Source organism: Chryseobacterium cucumeris, from assembly GCF_016775705.1.
Lineage (GTDB): Bacteria > Bacteroidota > Bacteroidia > Flavobacteriales > Weeksellaceae > Chryseobacterium > Chryseobacterium cupriresistens.
Map to the genome: position 1 here is coordinate 4,005,979 of NZ_CP068760.1, position 18,062 is coordinate 4,024,040.

Here is an 18,062-nt window from a genome sequence, read left to right on the forward strand (position 1 = left end):
AAGGGATAGTAATTGTTGGTATCAATAATTTCAGGAACGCCTGCGCTGCTTTTGGCAAAGGTTACCCTGGCATTTCCAAGATGATCTTTTTACCAACACATCTGAAACACCTGGTATGATCTTCAATATTTTAGACAGCCTATTTTCTCTTTTATTCTGTTCTGGCTATGCACAATATTATCTCAACTTTACATTTTTACTAGTGTTTTTAAAATCAGAGTATTGAAAATCAATACTCTAATTTATTACCAACACGTTTGGAACATTACCCTCTATTTTATTACCAAGATATTTGAAGCATTACCAGTAAACTATTTAGCTATTTTCTTGGGAAAAAAGTCCTTTAAGTCGATATCATAAATTATGGGATCACATTTTTTTTCAGAACTATTCTTTTTAGGTACCTTTGAAATATTACTTAAAATATCATCTATATTTTCGTAAACAGCATTTCCTTTTAGATCAATGTGTATAATATTACAACGATTTATATTATCCTGTATTGAAATACTAGACTTATATGTATTTATATCATATGGCGGATGAATATAACTATACTTTGTTAGATATTCATAATTGAAATCATGATCGACTATAATCATTGAGGGTACAAACATATAGTTACCTGTCAAACCTGTATATAAAGTAATATCGTAAACAGCTTTCTTTTTATGATATATACTTTGTCGAAATAGAGTAAGTATACCTTTATTATATTTTTTAGAAAAGAAGATTAGATTTACAACATCAGCATTTATGTTTTTTTTATCAAAATCAAAATTTTTCCTATTTAAAAGATAAAATATGCTATAGTTATCATCATCTAATACCTTTATAATATTTCTTTTTTCTGTGTTTAAATTAATTGAAAATTTCCTACCCTCAATATCTGCCATTTTCATTTGAGAAAATGCATTTATACTTATAATCAAAGCTAATAAAATTGTTATTTTATTTAATTGTTTTAACTCCATATTTTGTCATTATTATATTAAAATTTTGTTGGGTAACTGCACCATCTCTATATTTAACCCACCCTTTAAGGTAATTTTCATGAGAAGTTTGATTATAGTTGATAAAATTTTGATAAGGAATAGTACCTTTACCTTTAACAACATAATTACTTGAATAATCTCTGTTCACAAAAATATCTCTGGATTTTACAATAGAAGAAATTTCAGTACCAAAAAGATCATCATATCTTACAGACCAACAAGATCCCATAATCAGATTTTTGCCTTCTTTAACATATTTAGCAATTCCAATAAAGTTTTCTATACTATTTAGCTTTTCTGAAGACAATTTATTTTTATCTGAAGTATATTGCTGAAGATCACTTCCTAAAATCTTTTCAGTATCAATATTTGTGTAAAAACCACTATCTCCTGTCATAATATATTCACCTGTACTTGAATCGTGAATAGCTTCTCCATTTTCATCAAAAACATAACGTTGACTAACCAAGCCATGTGCATTAATATAAATATTATCAGCCTTATTTTTCCCAAGATACGCAGATAGCTTAGTAAAAGCGTCAGCAAGACTTAGTGCATCAATAATATGCCATCCATTGGCAGCAAAGTCACTATTAACAAAATTACCAAGTCCATTTTTATCTCCTCTTAAAAAATTAAGAACAATGTTTGTAGCCATACTTCCACCACTTCCTGTCCAATGTGTATCATTATATACTCCTCCAAAGGAATAGTCCTGCTGTCCTGAAAATGCCATGATGTTTGCACGGCTTCCTTTCCCACCACTGGCATAATAAGATAGCATTCCATTTCCAAAGCCCATAGAGCTGGGGTCTTTTTCCGCCGGCGACATGGCACGCCTTCCATCCGGGTCTATAAAGCTCATCGGGTTATTAAAAGCATAATTATATGGGGTAAACCTTCTGGAGGTTTCTGCCAATGGATCTATAACACCCCATCTTCCGATGTCCGACATATACATTCTGGCCCCGTAATCATTCCAGCCGGTTTCCTTTTGCAGTTCTTTCCCGTTGTACTGGTAGTTGTAGGCAGGATTTCCAGTTAAAAAGTTATAGCCCTGATGTTTTAACCCAAAGGGGTAATAATTGTTTTCTTCAAGAACTTCTGCGCTGCCAGCTGAGGATCTGGAGTAGCTTACCCGTACATTTCCCAAATGATCGGTATAGCTGTAAATATACTTATTATTTTCAAAATTATAATAGCCTTCTGCTGTGGGAATAAATTTTAAAACAAGGGGTCCTGCTACTTTTTTGCTTGTGGTGGTTTCATACTGAAAGCCATCAAGGTATTCAGTAATATCGGATGTAAGTTCTGTGGCAGTTCCCAGGGGATCAAAAGGAGTATAGTTATACACTTTCTTTACTTTTGTTCCGTCTGCACGGTAGGTATAGATTGTATTTTCATTAATGATGCCTGTACGTGTTTGTAATCCCTTGTCAAACCTGATATAATCTGGAAGGTTCAGGAAGTTATAATCTATCTGTAATATTCCTTTATCCTTATGGTCTTTCATATTCCCGTTCTCATCATAGGAAATGAGGGTTCCTGAAGTGTCCGGGTAGCCGCTGTAGTTGCCGGATATATCAGTCACCGTATTAAGCCTGTTTCCGGTGTAATTATAAGTAAGGTTATCAATAAGCTGCGCCGTTCCTGACGATGATTTTCCGTTTCTCTGCAGCGAAGTGATATTACCGTTCACATCATAGCCTATGGTCTCATCGAAAAGCCCGTTTTGGGGTACTGATGCATCCGGTTCGGAATATACTCCTTTTTTTAATCTGTTTAAAGCATCATATTGATAATTATACTGTCTCAGGACCTGATCAGAGGCTGTTTTCCAGGTTACTTCTGTAATATTGCCGTTATATTTCCCGGTAGAAGCCGTTGTATTCTGGGGATTGAAATACTTCAGCTTATACCCGAACAGCTTGGTACCCAACGCTGCCGGATCATTTACCTGGGTAAGGGCTCCACGAACATTGTAGGTGTAATCAATACTCTGCAGATTGTTGCCGACTTTTTTGTTCGAAAGCTGGGACAGCTCATTATAATCATTTTGTGCCAGGATTTCTTCCTGTGGATTGCCATCCACTTTATGTTTGTGGACTTTAAGCCTGTTTTGCGCATCATACTCAAAAGTCTGGGTAATCACTCTTTCGGTATCGGAACTTAATCTTTTATGGTATACTTTGGTCTGTTTTATCACTCCGACAAAATCAAGTTCCGTTTCAGATCTTGTATAACCTCCCAGGTAATTAACAGAGTAGACAGCAATTCCTCTGCTTTTTTTATCATAATATACATAATTTTTCGTCCATCCCGTATCTTCTATATTCCTGATAAGGCTCAGGGTAGACAGTGTTTTGGTGTTCACGGAAGCAGTAGGACTGTCTGTGATAACCTCCTGCCCGAGTATAGAGGCTGGAAAAGCCGGATTAAAACTATAGGAAGGGTACGAATCATAATAGTTCACGGCTAATACGGTCATATTTCCCGATGGAAATGCATTCTGGGAATAATACACTTCTATTCCGTTTGCCGTAAAGGAACCGGTGCTTCTTGCTTCGTTGTTTTCAGCATTTACGGTCAGATTGTTAACCTTATTCTGAAGGCTTTCTCTAGATTCCGTGCTCGGAAAAAAGCCGGAGTAGACCACTCTTCCCAGTTTATCATATTTGGAAAACATCCAGCCTATGGTTCCAAAAGTATTTTCATAAGTTCTCAGGCCGGCATCCTGTGTCATGATCACTCTGTCCTGCTGATCGTAGATAAGATATTCCCATCCTTTACCGGGCAGTTTTTTCTCAACGAGTTTTCCCATCCCGTCATAACGGTACTGATAGCAAAAGGTATTCAGTGTTGTTTCATTCCACGGAGCTTTTACTGCCAAAGGAGGAATGACAGCTGCCAGCTGGCCGTATTCATTATAAAGGTAATAGGTGTCTGTATCCTGAGTACCGTCATTCTTTCTTACCAAAATTGTTTGTCCATCTCCATTCTGGAATTCAGTTGTTGCGTTGGTATCAGCGTCAGTAACTATAGTTTTCGTCAGCTGATTGGCAGCGTAAGGAGTGGATACTGTAATTTCCGAATTGGTTCTTCCTTCCAGCCAGCTGGTGGTGACCAAAAACTTTTTTACTTCACCTGAAAGGTTGGCGCTATATCCGAAAGTAATGGGATGCTGTGACCAGGTATTTCCTAAAGGGGAGATCTGATTGACTCTTCCTAAAGGGGATTTTTCCAGGTTTTTCTCGCTGAAAATTTTCTCCGAGCCGTACACCGAAGGAGCATTGCTCAGCGGAGAGGCATAAATGGCTCCGTTTTGTGTTCCTGGCTGAGGAATAGGCAGGTAGTCATTAACCTGTCTTCCGAATTGATCATATTCCAGATAACCCACCACATCTTTTCCTGAGGGGCTCGCTTTTATGCTGATCGTTTGTTTCGGGGTTCCCAGACCGTTAAAATACTGAATGGTTTCCGTCTTTTTTATACAGTCTGCATCTAAGCAGGTTTTGGCATATATATAATTTTCTGTTGTGGTTGCATTTAATGTCTGCGCATGAAAATAAGCTACAAACAAAAGCATCGCTAATAAAATGATCTTTTTCATGGTGGTTAATTATGTCTGTAGTTATACTGGTATTCTTTTAACGTTTTTCCGTTGGAATCCATAGTTTTTAGCAGCCTGTTATTCCTGTCATAGCTATACGTTGTTTTTATTCCGTTAGGAGATATTGTATTAGTTGTCCCTACCAAAGGATCATAGGTAGAAACAGATACAGACTGTGACTGCAGTGCAGCATCATTTCTTAAATTATCCAATGCTGTTAATAACGAAGCTTCATTAGCAGGATCGTCTGCGTCTGCATTTGAAGCTGCTATGGCTGTCAGTACCGATGGAAGATTTGAAACCTGGCTATAAGTTACCCCTACAATCTGGGCAATAGGCAGTGTCTGATAATATCCCCAGATAGTGGTTACCGGAATACTATTTTTGCCGGTTATCTGTACAAGGTTTCCTTTATTGTCATATTCATTAAACACGGCTGTAGTCACTGCGTTTTGATTCTGCATATTATAAGCCACCACAGATGAAGGATATAGGCTGGACGGAAGATTATATTTGGTTTCACCTTTACTTACAGTGCTTCCGTTTACTTTTACTTCTGTTTGAAGAGGAATTGAAAGCATATTGGCATTCATTAAGCGGGTGTTGGAAAGATCTGCTGCATATTTTATGCTTTGTTCAGTAATTTTTCCATCAGAAGACGTCATTTTCACAAGAGCAGGCTGAAAGTTGGAAAGATTAAATGTAGTCTCAGATTTATTTTCTATACTGCTTCCATTGGCATAATACATTGTAGATGTTGTGGCCATCGATTTCATCCAGGATGATTTTGATTTGTATGTTCCGCACAGATAATATTCCGCAACATTCGGGATTTCTTCCAGCACATATTCTGTATTTTCACGGGATAGCATCTGGTTTTGCTGGCTGAACATCTCTTTCTTAAATAAGAGCCCGGATGATACAATGTTGATATATGGCTTATAAAATGGAATTGCTGATGTATAATCGCTTGGAACTTTAAAATAATACTTTGAATACCCGATATTTTCTGAAGTTCCTTCATAGGTTTCCTTTACATTCTTATACAGGATCGCACCATTTGAATATCCTAATTCATCATTGCAAACCTCTCCGGTGAATCCTTCTCCGCTTGAACCCGTGTTATCAAATAAATCATATTGGTAAGAAACAGACTTTTTGACTGTGTTATCAGTATCATAATATTTAATGCTGGCAATACGTGCGCCTAATTTCGTCTGAACCCTGTTTTTATAAGGAGCAGGCAAATTCGCAATCGTATAATTTTCAATGACTCCATTTCCGTTTCCTCTGAAGACCTGCAATGTGTATGTTCCGGGACTTAAGTTATAATACTTTACAAGATTTGAGCAGCCGGTGGTGTATCCTGAAACTGCTATTCCGGAAGAATTCAACAGCTTATATTCAGGATCAATAATAATACTGCCATGAGGAGGATTGGGAATCTCATAAGTTTCATTGATGGATAGCTTCACCCAAACCTTTTTGGTTCCGGAGAGCTGGAAAGTATAATTTCTATTGGTATTGGTATCAAAATTAATAGAATTATTAAGATTCATGTACTGTATATCCGGATCGGTAATATCATCGTAATTAAGCTGCAGATTACTTTTGTTTTCATATACTTCATTGGCTTCAAAATTATAAACTATGCTTCCCCCTTCCGGCAGTGTCATTTTTTTTAACAATCCTACTGTATAGGTTTTAGGATTTACCTGATTCGTATTGGGACATAAAAAATTGCCATATTTTTCATTATTTAATGCCGGGCCATACAGCGTTTCTGACCCTGATTCATCATAAGAAAAATCCCTTCTTTCTATAACTTCCTGGTTTTTGTTGAGCTTATCAAGAGAATATAATATTCTTTTCCCTTGATTGTAATTGCCAGGATAAAGAGTGCTGTTAAAAAAGTTATAATTAAATCTATACTTGCTGATAAGATGAGATTTCATATCCCACAGACTAACGCTTTTTACAATATCAGGATCGTCATCACCATTATTGGACAGAACATTTTCATAGGTCACTTTTCCAAATTGGGTAGAGACACTTTCTAATTTGCAGTTTTGATATAAAAGAATTGTTCCTCCTGTATATTTCGTGTCTTTCAGATAATTAAAGTTAGCAATAACAAGATCATTTTCATCCAGTATTCTGGTCAGGTAAAACGCCGATTTATAATTAAATCCATTATAGCTCGTATCATATCTTGCAATACTATAATCTTCAAATACATATTTAAATCCTTTACTGTCTGTAATTTTAAAGGTATTGAGAATAAGTGTAGCGGTATTTGAGTCTCTAGTATATTCTATTTTTATATTATTTCCCGAAATATTATTGATGGAAAAAGTATTGTTTATCGTATCTCTTACAAATTTAAACTTTCCGGAGCTTCCGGGAATATCATAATAGTAAATATCATCAAACAGATTTTTTTTGTAAGTGGATTTACTTGTATTATAATTACATTCATCCACAACATCGTTAATTACCCGGGAAATTACACCTCCTCCTTTAAATAATGTCCAGCCCAAACCAACTTCACTTGCAGGTTTGTTTAACCCCGTATTATAAACGTGATAATTCAGCTCAGTAGTCATCTGAAAATTCTTATTGCTGGTAGGTAATGTTAATAATGGGATATTGATATCGGGAACCCCTGTAGATAATGCAACAGGAGTATTAACGTATGATGAAAAGGAGGAGGCTGATGGCACCGGTTCAGGTGTATCTCCATAATTCTTTTCAATCTGTGATTTTCCCAAATTAAAAATCAGGAAAATAAAAATTAAAATAATTTTCTTAAACATGGTTTTTATTTCTTAATTAACTTAGCATTCGCCGTTTTATTGTTATCCGTTTTTACAGTCACCAGATAAGCCCCCTGAACCAAAGTCTGGGTATTAATCTTAGTTACTTTATTCTTGGTTTTTATATTCTGAAGCTGTCTTCCGCTCATATCATACAAAAGTATATCTGCTTCTTTGAGATCATTGAATCCTATTTCCACATAAGCATAATCTGAAACAGGGTTTGGATAGATCTTGATGTCGTATTTCTCGATTAACTGATCAACCTGTTTATCTCCCAGTTTCACAATCTTCCAGTTTTCTTTACCTAGCTCCTCTGCACTGGTTCCAGCCAGAATAATAGAACCGTCTCTGTTCAGCTTTAAATCGGAAAGTCTTTCTTCCTTTTTTCTGGATTCTCCTTTGACGTGTTTTCTCCACTGCTCATTTCCGTCTTGGTCAAGATAGAGCATCCAGAAGGTCTCATCATCGGTTTCTACTCTTCCTTCTGCCTGAGTATAACCTCCTAACAGAATGCCTTTAGACTTCCCGCTTCCATCTTCCTGCTTCCCGCTTATTACACTTATTCCCATCAGGATATCACGGTTCTTGAAATTGTAAGATTTCTGCCACTGTTCATCTCCTCTTTCATTTAAAGCAATCAGCCAAAGGTCTGTTCCTTCCTCTAATCCGACGGTTTTGTTTCCTGATCTTTCCGATCTGGATTCCCCGCCAACGATAAATCCAGTTGAAGTTAATGCCAATGTTCTGATATGATCATCTCCTTTGCCTCCAAAGTTTTTTTCCCATTCTACTTTTCCGTTTTTGTCGAGTTTTACAACCCAATAGTCGCCTTCACCGAAATTGTCGCTCTGCTTTGAGGTTGCAGATAACAGGTTATAGGTTGCAGGTTTATCAGTCGAAGTATTAGTGTTGATCTTTGATTGCTGATTATTCGTTTTAACAGATGAACTCCTCGAATACATTCCCAGTAATGCTCCACCGTCTCTAGTTGGAATCATCTTCTCTACTTCGTCTAACCCTTTTCCACCTAAGATCAATTGGGAAAGTTCTTTTCCGTCTTTATCCAGTTTTGTGATTAAAACATCTTTGGAACCATAGCCTTTTGATGAGTTTTGGACATTCCCTGCAACAAAAAATCCTAAGTCTGTAGTTTGAATTACCGCTCTGGCTTCTTCATCAGAAGAACTTCCCAAAGTTTTTTGCCATAGTTCATCAGCAAATTCATTGATTCTGATCAGCCAGATATCTGATCCTCCTTTAGAATCTTCTTTTTTATCCAATCCTTTTCCAGAATAAGATGTTCCGGCCAAAAGAAATCCGCCATCCTGAGTGGTAACAGTGGCTGACAGGTAATCATGGTTTTGTCCTGAGAAATATTTTTTCCATACTTCCTGCCCCTGCTGGTTCAGTTTTACCAGATGGAAATCGTAACCGTTGTTTTGCTTTTGGCTGCTGGCTGCTGGCGATTGGCTTTTAGACTGTATAGAGCTTCCTGTGATCAAATACTGCTGATCAATGGTTGTTGTAACCTGACTTAGAAAATCCTGAGTAGAAGATTGGATGTCTTTCTGCCATACCAATTCCTGCGCAGATGCGCCCAATGCTGTGCATAGAATGAATGCACTGAGAGAGATTTTTTTCATTCCTGTGTTTATTTAGTTAACATTGTTATTATGATAGATCATGGTTAGATCCGGTTCTTTTTAATCCTTATCGTTTCTGAGAATCAGACCCTTTACAGGATAAAGAATATTTCAAATATAGTATTCTTTGATGCAAAAAATAGTGTATTTCACATGCATAAGAATTTATCTGAATTTGTACATACGAATGTGATTTTTAAATATTTAGAAATAATTGAAGAATATACACCGAATGGATGTAATCGAATAAAAATTTCATAGTTATTGTTTTTTAGCTATAATGGACCCATTTATAAAACCTGGCAAATTTAACATTTTTTAACATGATTATGTGAATATTGCTTTAACTTAATACAAAAATATTCTCTCAAAGCGACAGAACATGTCGTAATAAAAATACATTTCACCACCGCAAAAAAATATAGTATTGAACATGACTGTGTGATAAAAGTATCAATACATTGAAAATATCAATATTTGCATGAATTAACAGGTCGCTCCTCCGGAACTTTATGGGTTACGGGGATTTCATTTTTTCTATTAACAGCAGATGCCGATGGGACCAGATTAATCTCCATTGGAAGCTAGCAGTTAACAGGACGTATTTGTTTTAAAATTATAGTTCGGAAGTAGCGACCTGCCAATTATGCGTTACATTGAGATGCTAAAAAAGGAAATCCGGCAAAAAGATGCAGCAATAGAAGCTCTGAGAAAGAGAATTGAAGAGTTGGAAAAATAGCAGATCCTTCGACAGGCTCAGGATGACATCGATAATACTAACTGTTTAAAAAGGTGAGAAATCGGGTTTATAATTAGCTGAATTAGCCTATTAATTCTTTAGCCTGTGCCAGCGCTGCTTCCGTAATTTTACTTCCGGAAAGAAGCTGGGCAATCTCGTTCAGTTTTTCTTCACTGCTCAAAGGAATAATAGTAGATTGTGTTCTGCCGGAAATATCCTGTTTTACAACTTTGTAATTATCATTTCCTTTGGCTGCGACCTGTGCAAGGTGGGAAATAACAATCAATTGCATGTCTTCGGACATTTCGCGCATCAGATTTCCGATCTCTTCAGCTACTTTTCCTGAAACTCCGGTGTCTATTTCGTCAAGAATCAAGGTTGGAAGTTCATCGCTTTCTGCAATAATCTTCTTTACGGCAAGCATTACTCTTGATCTTTCTCCTCCGGAAATGGCCGTTTGGATCGGCTTTAAAGGGAAACCTGAATTGGCCTGAAACAACAGCTGGATATTTTCTTTTCCAAACGGGTTGAATTCATCTGCATCGTGTAATTCTATATCCACTTTTGCCTTTTCGAGACCTAGCTTTTTAAGAAGTCCTTCTGCTTTTTTGATAAAAACAGGAACATTCTTATGTCTGTTCTTTGAAAGTTTTGCAGCAAGGCTCTGAAGTGTTTTTTCTTTTTGAGAGATATTTTCTTCTGTTTCTTCAATCTGTAATTCCAGATCTGAAGCTCCTTTCTGATCTCCAGCCAACTGATTTCTGATCTCAATCAGTTCATTAAGATCTGAAACATTATGTTTAAGGAATAAGGCGTTGATTTTATTATTAAGATCGGTAAGGTAGACCAGGTTTTCAGGATTAATTTCCACCCTTTCCGCTTCATGTTCCAGTTCGGAAATGATGTCTTTAAGCTCTACAAAAGTGGTTTCCAGCCTTTCATCCAGCTCTGCGAAACTCGTAGAAACTTCGGAAATTTTTGACAGTTTGTTGGTCGCTTCGTTAAAGAATGACAGAATTCCTATTTCCTCCTGATGAAATCTGGATAAGATCTGGCCTACATTTTCAGAGATCATTCCCGCATTTTCCTGAATGGAAAGCTGGTTCTGAACATCTTCAAAATCAACATCATCAAGCTTAAGCTCTTCCAGTTCGTTGAGCAAAAATTCTTTATAACCGCTTTCTTTATTAGATTCTGAAAGTTGGGTCTTTAATTTTTTCAACAACAATTTCAGCGTTTGAAACTCAGAAAATTCCTGTTGATACTCTTCAATGATTTTTTTATTTTCAGAAAGTCCGTCGATAATTTTAAACTGGTATTCTGAAGTAAAAAGATTGGATGTTTCAAATTGGGAATGGATATCGATCAGTTGTGAGGAAAGCTCTCTAAGAATATCCAGCGTTACCGGCACATCATTGATAAATGCCCGCGATTTCCCTGAAGGAAGTATTTCTCTTCGGATAATAGTCTGCAGCTCATAGTCCAGGTCGTTCTCTATAAAGAATTTTTTAAACTGGTTATTGAGGGAAAACTCGGTTTCCACCACACTTTTTTCTTCAGCTTTGGCGATTGATTTTACATCTGCTCTTTCACCTAAAATAAGCCTGAGAGCACCTAAGATGATCGATTTACCCGCCCCGGTTTCTCCGGTAATGACCTGTAAACCATTCTTCAATGATACTTCAAGGGTATCAATCAGGGCAAAGTTTTTAATGTAAATTCTCGAAAGCATTGATAATCCGGGTTATAATCCAATTTGAGTTTGAACTGTAAAAATAAGTTTTTTTTCCATTCTTCTCCGATTAAATTAAAGCATAATTAGCAGGCAGTGGTTGTTAGTGAAGGAACAAAATGTTTTTTTGACTCTTGAATAATCAACCGCCCATCTTCAATGTATCCACCAATTTTTAGACCTTCCATTTATTCCACTTATTATCTATATTCTTCGGTGAGAGGATGATCATTGTTTGCTTAAGATCATTTAGAATCAGCCCTCCATTATTCCCGGAATTGAAAATATTGAAAATTTCATCGCTTTTGGTATCCATGAAAAGATTAAAGAAGAATGCCTGCTGGAAATTATTCTCATACATTTTTAATTGCATCAGTGCATCGAAAATGACTTTTTTCCCGGCAGTCTGATCCTGGTTGAAAAGGTTATCCAGACCTGCTCTGTGATAGGTATAAATGGTGGAACGTAACTGATTCCAATTAGGGTTCATAATTTCGTTGATCAAAATAGAACGGCTTCTCGGCTCATTGATAGTGTTCCAGCCTTCATAGTTCCTGTTTTGGGAATTCTGTGCAATCTGCTGCGCTTTCGCATACCATTGTGATCCTCCCATAGACTGGAAGCTATCTGCATCCAGACCCAAAACAACATAAATATAGAAACTGACCACATCCGTAAGATTCTTGCCGGAGAACTGTCTTTCATTAAAAATAAGACTTTCATTCTCAATATATTCAAAGCCAAATCTCTGATCCTGAAGATTAATTAAAGGAGATTCGTAGGTTGTATTGTACACAGGTCTTACTGCCTGAATCACAATCGTTCCTTTGAATTTGTTAACATCTCTTTCCGAAATAACAATAGAAAAAGCACATTTTATTTTTTCAAAATTCTGAAGTCTTTTACCGGTCCAGCTGGTGTTATTGATAAAATCCCTGAGACTTTTCTCCAACGCTTTATAGGCCTGCTGGTTACTTCCTCCCAGCTGATTGGCGTTTACCTGCACCGTTGCCAGCAGCTCCTGAGAAAAACTTTGGGTGTATAGAAATAACAGAAAAAATAAACTTATAATTTTTTTCATTGTCTATTAAAAATTGAGAACGGAAATTTATTAAAATTATTTTAAAAGTTGAGTCTCAACAAAATTGAGAATATCTTTCGCTACATCATCCTTGGATTTCAGATTGAATTCTTTCTTCTCTGTTCTGGTAAATATTTTGATTTTATTGGTATCATTTTTAAAACCGGCTCCTTCATCACGCAGAGAGTTCAGAACAATCATATCCAGGTTTTTCTTTTCCAGTTTTCCTTTGGCATTTTCTTCTTCATTTTGCGTTTCCAAGGCAAATCCTACCAAAAACTGATGGGTTTTCTTTTCACCCATTGTTTTAAGAATATCGGGATTCTTAACCAGCTCTATCGTCAGGTTTTCATCGTTTTTCTTGATTTTCTCCTTAGCCACTTCTTTGGGAGCATAATCCGCTACTGCCGCACTGGCAATTCCGATGTCTATGGTGTCGTAAAATTCAAATACTTTGGCCAGCATTTCCTTGGCTGAAGTCACTTTATGAACTTCAACATTCGGATTGTTTATAGTCTGAGAACTTGGACCGGAAATCAGAATAACTTTTGCTCCTCTTTTTGAAGCTTCTTCTGCCAGAGAAAATCCCATTTTACCGGATGAATGGTTTCCGATGAATCTTACAGGATCTATCGCTTCATAGGTAGGTCCTGCAGTAATTAAAACCGTTTTTCCTTCAAGGCTTCGGAATTGGATATCCGAATTAAAATAATGCTCAACAGCATTAACAATTGTTGCCGGCTCTGCCATTCTTCCCTGCCCGATCAGTCCACTGGCCAGCTCTCCGTTTTCCGCCGGAATAATAATATGTCCGAAGCTTTCCGCCTGCTCCAGATTTTTTTGGGTAGAAGGGTGTGCATACATATCAAGGTCCATTGCAGGCGCAATGAATACCGGACATTTTGCAGACATATAGGTTGCAATAACGAGATTATCACACATCCCGTGAACCATTTTAGACAGCGTATTGGCCGTACATGGGGCAACAATCATAACATCTGCCCACAGAGCCATATCCACATGGCTGTTCCATGTTCCGTTATCACTGTAAAAATCCGAATACACCGGTTTTTTGGATAATGTAGACAGACTTAGTTTCGTCACAAAGTTTTCTGTATCAGGAGTCATAATAACCTGTACTTCGGCACCTTTTTTCACAAAATCCCTGATCAGAAAGTGGATTTTATATGCCGCAATTCCTCCGGAGACAGCGATAAGTATTTTTTTACCGGAAACACTCATTAAGTTCTAATTTTTGGAAACACTAAAGTACTTATTTTTTCCCACACAATGAGGTTTTAAAACAACAAAGGTCATAAAAGAAGTGAATTCCTTTATGACCTTGATTTATTAAAACACAGAAGATTACTTTCTTTCTTCTGTTTTTCTGAAATAAACATCTCCGTTTAACCATTCTTCAATAGCAATTGAAGTTGGCTTTGGAAGCTTTTCGTAATGTTTAGAGATCTCAATTTGTTCTCTGTTTTCGAAAACCTCTTCTAATGTAGAATTGTGAACGGCAAATTCATCCAGTTTGTTGTGAAGCTCCGTACGGATCTCCGCATTGATCTGCTCTGCTCTCTTTCCCATGATAACAATAGCTTCATAGATTGAACCTACTTTATCTTCAATCTTATCTTTATCGTAAGTAATTGTATTTACTTCTGCTTTTGTATCTTTTACACTCATTTTGAGAAAATTATTTTTATTTTAAGATGGCAAATTTACGAATTATCTTTGAATTTTGAAAGTCGCTGCCGGCGGAGGTGTTTTAAGTGCTGCACTGTCCCTCTGTAACTGCATTGCTTTCTTTTCATTGCTGATCTGATCTTTGATCTGCTGGTCAGCTTTATCCTTATCAGCCAGTTTTTCAGCTTCTTTTTTCTGTCTTGCCGTTAAAGCCGCCATTCTGGCTTCAGTTTGTTTTTTAACAACTGCGAAGTTTTGTTTTTCTTTTTCCAGTTTTTCTCTGAGATCTGTTGCAGTTTTAGAATATTCTGTATTAGGAAGCTCTTTCTCTACAAGCTTTGTATACGTAAGCGCGCTCTCAATACGTTCATCTTTAAGATTATAAACAGATTTCATCGCCAGTTCATAACGTGCTTTCATGATATAATCATAAATTTTTGAACGAAGCTTTGTACTTGGAAAATCTTCCAGAACATTATCAAATGCTACGTTTGCTGCTTTATACTCACCCATTTTGTAGTATTGTCTTGCATTTTCATAAGCTTTAAATTCCAGCTTGTAAGACAATTCATCAATTAATTGGCTGATATTCTTAGATCTTTCAGAGTTGGGATAATTGTTCAGGAATTCCTGAAGTTCATTAATGGCCAATTCTGTACTCGACTGATCCAGGTTGTAATCCATAGAACCTTCATAGTAGCATAAAGCAGACATATATGCTGCTTCTTCTGCTCTCGGGTCTTTTGGAAAACTTACTGCAAAATTCTTAAACTGGTGTCCTGCCAGCTTATAACTTTTGTCATAATAGTTGGCATAAGCTGTATTGAAACCTACGTTAGGAAAATCATCTGTTCCCGCCACAAGATTGGCAAGTCTGTCGTAAAGAGCCAATGCATTTTTCCATTTTTTCTTGGCAAAATTTTCATTAGCTGCCTTTAAGATAAATTCTTTATCAGCACTTCTCATTGCTCTCTCCTGCTGACTTACACAAGATGTAATCACCGCTACAGCAAAAAGACCTAAAATATATTTTTTCATATATAAAATTCAACAGTTTTCGGATTATACAGCCGATTTACTAATTTGCAAAAATATAACTTTTTTGCCAATAGATTTTTTTTTATGAATATTTAACGTAATTTTAGTCTGCAGCGTATCCCAAAATAGCAAAAACACTTAATAAAAGATTCATTCTCACCTTTTTCTCAGCTTCTTTGGCATAGGTTTCCTCATTTTTGCTCGGAACATAGAGTTCATAGAAATTTTTATTCCTGATGACAAATAAAGTGGATCCGATGATCATGGTAAGAATATCTTCAGGTTTGGGTGTAAAAGTAAAAACACCTGATGCAACACCTTTTTTAATGACTTCATCCAGTTTTTTCACGAATAGCTGATAGAAATCCAGCAGTTCATCTTTAAGATTCTCCGTATGACGAAGCTCCTGGGTTACAAAACCATGGAAATAATTATACTTGAAAAGCTGAGAAACGATGTACTTGATCATTTCCCGCAGCTGCATTTCAGGTTTACCTTCTTTGATGGTATCCGCAAATTCTGAAAAATTCTCTCTTGTTTTCAATACTCTGTACTGATAGAGATAAGACATCATTTTCTCTTTAGAACCGAAGTAATAAGAAATCATGGCGACGTTGATATTCGCTTTAGAACAAATATCTCTTACAGAAGTTCCCTCATATCCTTTCTTCGCGATAAGCTCTTCTGCAATATCCAGTATGTGAATCTGTTTTTCTGTAAATTTTTTTTTCATGAAGTGTACTTTGAGTAAAGTTAAGAAATTTTTAACACATTTATAAACGATCGTTTAATAATTTTAGATTAAATCTGAAATTGCTTACTTTTGGATATGGAATTTTTTGATTTTCATCATCATAAGAAATATATCAGAAATGGAATTTATAATCTGAACATAGAGCAAATTCCTCCTGACTCTCCTTATTCTATCGGAATTCATCCCCAGGATATTGATGTTGCCCATCTCGAACAACAGTTTTCATGGATGGAAGACACAATGTTTCAAAACTGTTTTGCTATCGGTGAATGTGGTTTGGATTCTTTGGTTTCTATTGATCAGAAAATCCAGGAAGAAGTTTTTTTAAGACAGATAAAGATAGCCAATGAAGTCGAAAAACCTATGATCATTCATTGTGTCAGAAAATTTTATGAGGTCATTTCTTTGGGGAAGAAGGCCGAACAGCCCATGATCATTCATGGTTTTAATAAAAAACGTCAAATTGCAGAAGATCTTCTTGCCAATAATTTTTACCTGAGTTTTGGAAAAGCTGTTTTGTATAATTTATCTTTGCAGGATATTGTGAAAAACACTCCATTAAACAAATTCTTTTTAGAAACTGACAATGAAGACTTTAATATCGGAGAATTGTACCTTAAAGTTTCGGAAATAAAAGAAATTTCTCTGGGGCAACTTAATGAACAAATTTTAGAAAATTTACATACAATAAAAAATGGATAAATACTGGCTGGAAAGGACTGAACTTTTGATAAAGGAAGATGGATTGGATAAGCTCATCAAGGCCAATGTGCTTGTAGTAGGCTTAGGAGGAGTAGGTTCTTTTGCTGCAGAATTTCTTGCCAGGGCCGGCGTAGGAAATATGACCATAGTGGATGGAGACACCGTAGATATTACAAATATCAACAGACAGCTTCCTGCCTTACATTCTACTGTTGGCAAACATAAAGTAGAGGTTGTAGCTGAAAGGCTTCTTGATATCAATCCACAACTTAATTTAATCAGGATCAATGAGTTTCTGAATCCTGAGAGAATGGATGAAATCCTTGATTCCGGAAAGTTTGATTATGTACTTGACTGTATTGACAGTGTAACTCCAAAAATCTGTTTAATAAAAGCTGCCAGAAGAAGAAAGATCAAGATTGTAAGTTCTATGGGAGCCGGAGGAAAAACAGATCCTAGCATGGTGATGGTAAGGGATATCAGTAAAACCCACAACTGTTTCCTTGCAAAGCAGGTAAGAAAAAGGCTTAAGAAAGAAAAAATCAATAAAGGAATCAGATGTGTATTCTCCAATGAAATTCAAAAGGAGGAAAGCTTAAAAATGACTGACGGAAGCAATTTCAAAAAATCATTCTATGGCACCATTAGCTTTATTCCTGCAATTTTCGGATTGTATGCAGCCGCTGAAGTGATTAATCATTTAGTGAAAAAGATGAAAGATTAATGCAGAACTTCAAATACCCAAGAGCGGAAAAGCTCAAAAAAAACACGGAAATCAGTTTGCTTTTTGAGAAAGGCAAATGGAGAACGAGTGGAAATCTAAGGATCATTGTTCTGAAAGATAAACCTAACCTTCCGGTAGAAGCTGCAAGATTCGGAGTTTCTGTTTCTAAAAGATACTTTAAAAGAGCTGTGCACAGGAATCGCATCAAGAGGCTGCTGAGAGAATGTTACCGCCTGAATAAAGATCTTTTCAGGCAGGCCTTTGGAGAAAAATCTATGGCAATGCTGTTTTGGGTTTCTTCTGAGATGCCACCGAAATTCCAGGACGTGGAGGCACAGTTTATCAAGCTTTGTGAAGCTCAAAAAAAGTAATCATCTATTCTGATGAAATAATATAGAACTGTGAGGCATTTTCTTACAGTTCTTTTTATTTCCCACAGATCGCACAGGGTTGTCACAGATAAAATCTGCTTTTTACTTTCTGGCAAATCACAAATAGTAAAGCTCAAAACCTTGTACCCCGCATCCCGTATCTGG

The 18,062-nt window shown here is 36.4% G+C and carries 13 protein-coding genes; 3 read left to right on the plus strand and 10 right to left on the minus strand.

Annotated elements, in window-relative coordinates:
* Positions 1 to 311: 311 nt before the first annotated feature.
* From JNG87_RS17875 to JNG87_RS17920, 10 genes are all read right to left on the minus strand, one after another.
* Entirely contained in the window at positions 312 to 974 is a 663-nt protein-coding gene (locus JNG87_RS17875) for a hypothetical protein (protein WP_202840080.1), read from the minus strand.
* Entirely contained in the window at positions 952 to 4,605 is a 3,654-nt protein-coding gene (locus JNG87_RS17880; protein ID WP_202840081.1) for a DUF6443 domain-containing protein, read from the minus strand. The genes JNG87_RS17875 and JNG87_RS17880 overlap by 23 nt, the downstream gene beginning before the upstream one ends.
* A 5-nt stretch (positions 4,606 to 4,610) precedes the next feature.
* Positions 4,611 to 7,421 (minus strand): hypothetical protein, encoded by a 2,811-nt coding sequence (locus tag JNG87_RS17885; RefSeq protein WP_202840082.1) that lies wholly within the window; start codon positions 7,419 to 7,421, stop codon positions 4,611 to 4,613.
* Between the two features lie 5 nt (positions 7,422 to 7,426).
* Positions 7,427 to 9,067 carry a T9SS type A sorting domain-containing protein gene (locus tag JNG87_RS17890; RefSeq protein WP_202840085.1) on the minus strand — a complete coding sequence of 547 codons (1,641 nt, stop codon included), beginning with the start codon at positions 9,065 to 9,067 and terminating at the stop codon, positions 7,427 to 7,429.
* An 821-nt stretch (positions 9,068 to 9,888) separates the two neighbouring features.
* On the minus strand, positions 9,889 to 11,538 hold the full coding sequence (locus JNG87_RS17895) for a DNA repair protein RecN (RefSeq protein ID WP_202840087.1): 1,650 nt from the start codon (positions 11,536 to 11,538) through the stop codon (positions 9,889 to 9,891).
* Between the two features lie 175 nt (positions 11,539 to 11,713).
* Positions 11,714 to 12,619: a DUF4835 family protein gene (locus JNG87_RS17900; protein WP_202840088.1), complete on the minus strand. Its 906-nt coding sequence runs from the start codon at positions 12,617 to 12,619 to the stop codon at positions 11,714 to 11,716.
* Between the two features lie 36 nt (positions 12,620 to 12,655).
* Positions 12,656 to 13,861 carry a bifunctional phosphopantothenoylcysteine decarboxylase/phosphopantothenate--cysteine ligase CoaBC gene (gene coaBC / locus JNG87_RS17905; RefSeq protein ID WP_202840089.1) on the minus strand — a complete coding sequence of 402 codons (1,206 nt, stop codon included), beginning with the start codon at positions 13,859 to 13,861 and terminating at the stop codon, positions 12,656 to 12,658.
* A 123-nt stretch (positions 13,862 to 13,984) separates the two neighbouring features.
* A complete protein-coding gene (locus tag JNG87_RS17910) occupies positions 13,985 to 14,308 on the minus strand; it encodes a DNA-directed RNA polymerase subunit omega (RefSeq protein ID WP_029298198.1) in 324 nt (107 codons plus the stop codon).
* Positions 14,309 to 14,350: 42 nt separating this feature from the next.
* Positions 14,351 to 15,346, minus strand: coding sequence for an outer membrane protein assembly factor BamD (locus JNG87_RS17915; protein ID WP_110011530.1), 996 nt, complete (start codon positions 15,344 to 15,346; stop codon positions 14,351 to 14,353).
* A 103-nt stretch (positions 15,347 to 15,449) separates the two neighbouring features.
* On the minus strand, positions 15,450 to 16,079 hold the full coding sequence (locus tag JNG87_RS17920; RefSeq protein ID WP_034692722.1) for a TetR/AcrR family transcriptional regulator: 630 nt from the start codon (positions 16,077 to 16,079) through the stop codon (positions 15,450 to 15,452).
* Positions 16,080 to 16,175: 96 nt separating this feature from the next.
* Between JNG87_RS17920 and JNG87_RS17925 the strand changes: the two genes are divergently transcribed.
* The 3 genes from JNG87_RS17925 to rnpA are packed head-to-tail and all read left to right on the plus strand — an operon-like array spanning position 16,176 to position 17,897.
* Positions 16,176 to 16,802: a TatD family hydrolase gene (locus JNG87_RS17925; protein ID WP_202840090.1), complete on the plus strand. Its 627-nt coding sequence runs from the start codon at positions 16,176 to 16,178 to the stop codon at positions 16,800 to 16,802.
* Positions 16,795 to 17,526, plus strand: a complete 732-nt coding sequence (locus JNG87_RS17930) for a ThiF family adenylyltransferase (RefSeq protein ID WP_110011532.1) — start codon at positions 16,795 to 16,797, stop codon at positions 17,524 to 17,526. The genes JNG87_RS17925 and JNG87_RS17930 overlap by 8 nt, the downstream gene beginning before the upstream one ends.
* Complete coding sequence (gene rnpA, locus JNG87_RS17935) at positions 17,526 to 17,897, plus strand: ribonuclease P protein component (RefSeq protein ID WP_202840091.1); 372 nt, start codon at positions 17,526 to 17,528, stop codon at positions 17,895 to 17,897. Before JNG87_RS17930 ends, rnpA begins: the two co-directional genes overlap by 1 nt.
* Positions 17,898 to 18,062: the final 165 nt, after the last annotated feature.